Origin of the sequence: Allorhizocola rhizosphaerae, assembly GCF_003426775.1 — a bacterium.
Lineage (GTDB): Bacteria > Actinomycetota > Actinomycetes > Mycobacteriales > Micromonosporaceae > Allorhizocola > Allorhizocola rhizosphaerae.
This window is the reverse complement of sequence record NZ_QJUG01000454.1, coordinates 1-2,025: the sequence shown is the minus strand read 5'-3', so window position 1 is coordinate 2,025 and position 2,025 is coordinate 1. Positions and strand designations below refer to the sequence as shown.

Sequence of the window (2,025 nt, the reverse complement as noted above, 5' to 3'; positions counted from 1 at the left end):
GAAGGCGGGCAAGGCGGCACGGGCCAGGGCGGGGCCGGTGGCCAGGGCGGCGGGGGTGGCAGTTCTACCAGTCACGGCGGCGCGGGCGGCAACTCGACCAGCCATGGCGGGGATGGAGGCAACTCGACCAGCCACGGCGGCCCCTCTTCGAGCCACGGTGGCAACTCGACCAGTCACGGCGGGGGCGGCGGTAATGCCCAGGCGACGGGACAGGGCGGTGACGGCGGCGCCGGAGGCAACAGCGCGGCAAACGCCACCGGGCGGGGTGATGGCGGAACCGCCAACGCGAGCGGCCAGGCATCCCAATCTCAGGGCCAGCAGCAAACGCAAGGCCAGCAACAAGCGCAGGGTCAGGCGCAGGTACAGGTACCACCGCATCGGGATGACGATCGCGATGAGGATCGGGACATCCATGTCGATCGGCCTCCGTCCGGCGACTCGGTGGGCGGACTCGGCACCGACAGCGCAAGCGCTGTAGACGTCTTCGCGATCGGCGACCATATCGACGCCGCCGTGATCGCGGACAGTCATGGCGTCGACGCCTTCGTCGCGTCGAGCAGCGAGGTCGGGTCGGCCGAGGAGATCACGACCACTACCAGCGCGGGCACAGCGGACGTGTTCGTCAGCGACAACCCCGACGGCGGGGTTGATGTCATGGTCGTGACCACCGACGCCTCCGGCACCGAGGACGTGTTCACGGCTCACGTCGACGAAGGCGGCGCGGGCAATCTGGCCATCGACACCGCCGGCGGTCAGCACGTCGATGTCTTCGTCGCCGACAGCGCCGGTTCCCATGAGGTCGGCGTGTCCGCAAGCGACGCGGGCACGGCCGCCGAGTCCGCCTCCACAAGCACGTTCACCAGTGTTGACAACGGTTCGGCCGGTGCGGGTGGCGCCGACTTCGCGGCCGCCAACGCCGCCTACGACACATAGCCCGGCCCGTCAGGTGTTCGGCACGACGCAGACCTGCACGGTGGTTGCCGACTGGAGAAGCGCGTATTGGGGGTGCTGCTGCGACCAGACGGTGCCAACCGCGTATGGCGGCGTGTTTGGACAGTCGTACCGTATCTGGCTCTTGAGTCCCACGCTCGCCAGAATGGTTCGCGCTGCGGTCTCCTCCTTCCCCACGAGGTCGGGCATGACCGCCTTGTTGGTGGAATTGGGGAAGTAGACCACGATGCGTGCGTCGCGAGCCGCGCGCTGCCCGGCCGCGGGCTGGGTGCGCACGGCGAGGTACCTGTCGGCCGACTCCGGCAGCTCCTCGAACACGATGTTGGTGAAGCCCGCCTGTTTTAGAATGCTCTCCGCCTTTTCGCGGGGCACGGTGGCGACCTCGGGCACCCGGATGGTCGGCACCTGACTGGTTTTCGTCGGCGCCGGGGAACTCGCCCTGGGTGCAGGTGAGCTGACGCTGGGGCTGGAGCTCGGAGTCGGGCTCGGCGTCGGGGTCGCGCCGTCCTCCCCGCCGCGCGAATAGCTCGACCACAGCACGAGGGACCCGACGACGAGCAAGAGGACCACAACCACGCCCGCCCCGGCGAGCAGGTGATCGGACAGTCGCGCCTTCGGGGCTTCGCTATTCGCGCGCTGCTGCTCAGGCGATTCCGGTGATGACATCGAGGCTCCCGGGTGGTGGCACGTGAACCGCCGCTTGTCGGCACCTTCCAGCCTCGCCGAGGCGATGCCCACCGCGCCTGAGTGGTCGCCACTCAAATCGGTCGTTGAGTAGGCGGCACTCAGGCGCGTCCGGTGCGCCGCTGCCACGATCGTGGCATGTCCACCGACGCCGAGCTACGCGAGTTGATGCGCGCGGTGAGCCACGCCTGGCGCGCGGCCGCCGCGGCACAGCAGGCGTTGACCGCATGGCTGGCCTACACCATCCACATCGAATCGGATGGCGGCGCCACGAACGCCGCCGCGAGCGCGCAGCTGTGCCTGGCCGAGGCGGAGCGCCTGACCGCGCGCCTGTCGTCGGCCGTCGAGCGGGCTGGCGACGGTGTGGCGGCGCCGCAGGCGGGTCGCGCG

2 protein-coding genes and 1 pseudogene are annotated in these 2,025 nt (G+C 69.9%); 2 read left to right on the top strand and 1 reads right to left on the bottom strand.

The window, feature by feature from the left end:
* A pseudogene (locus tag DM816_RS43380) lies at window positions 1–933 on the top strand (hypothetical protein); the annotation flags it as partial.
* A 9-nt stretch (window positions 934–942) separates the two neighbouring features.
* Here the strand turns inward: DM816_RS43380 and DM816_RS41695 are convergent.
* Window positions 943–1,617, bottom strand: a complete 675-nt coding sequence (locus DM816_RS41695) for a PASTA domain-containing protein (RefSeq protein WP_162908430.1) — start codon at window positions 1,615–1,617, stop codon at window positions 943–945.
* 156 nt (window positions 1,618–1,773) lie between these two features.
* Here DM816_RS41695 and DM816_RS41690 point away from each other — a divergent pair.
* The coding region (locus tag DM816_RS41690) for a hypothetical protein (protein WP_162908429.1) at window positions 1,774–2,025 on the top strand (252 nt) is incomplete at its 3' end.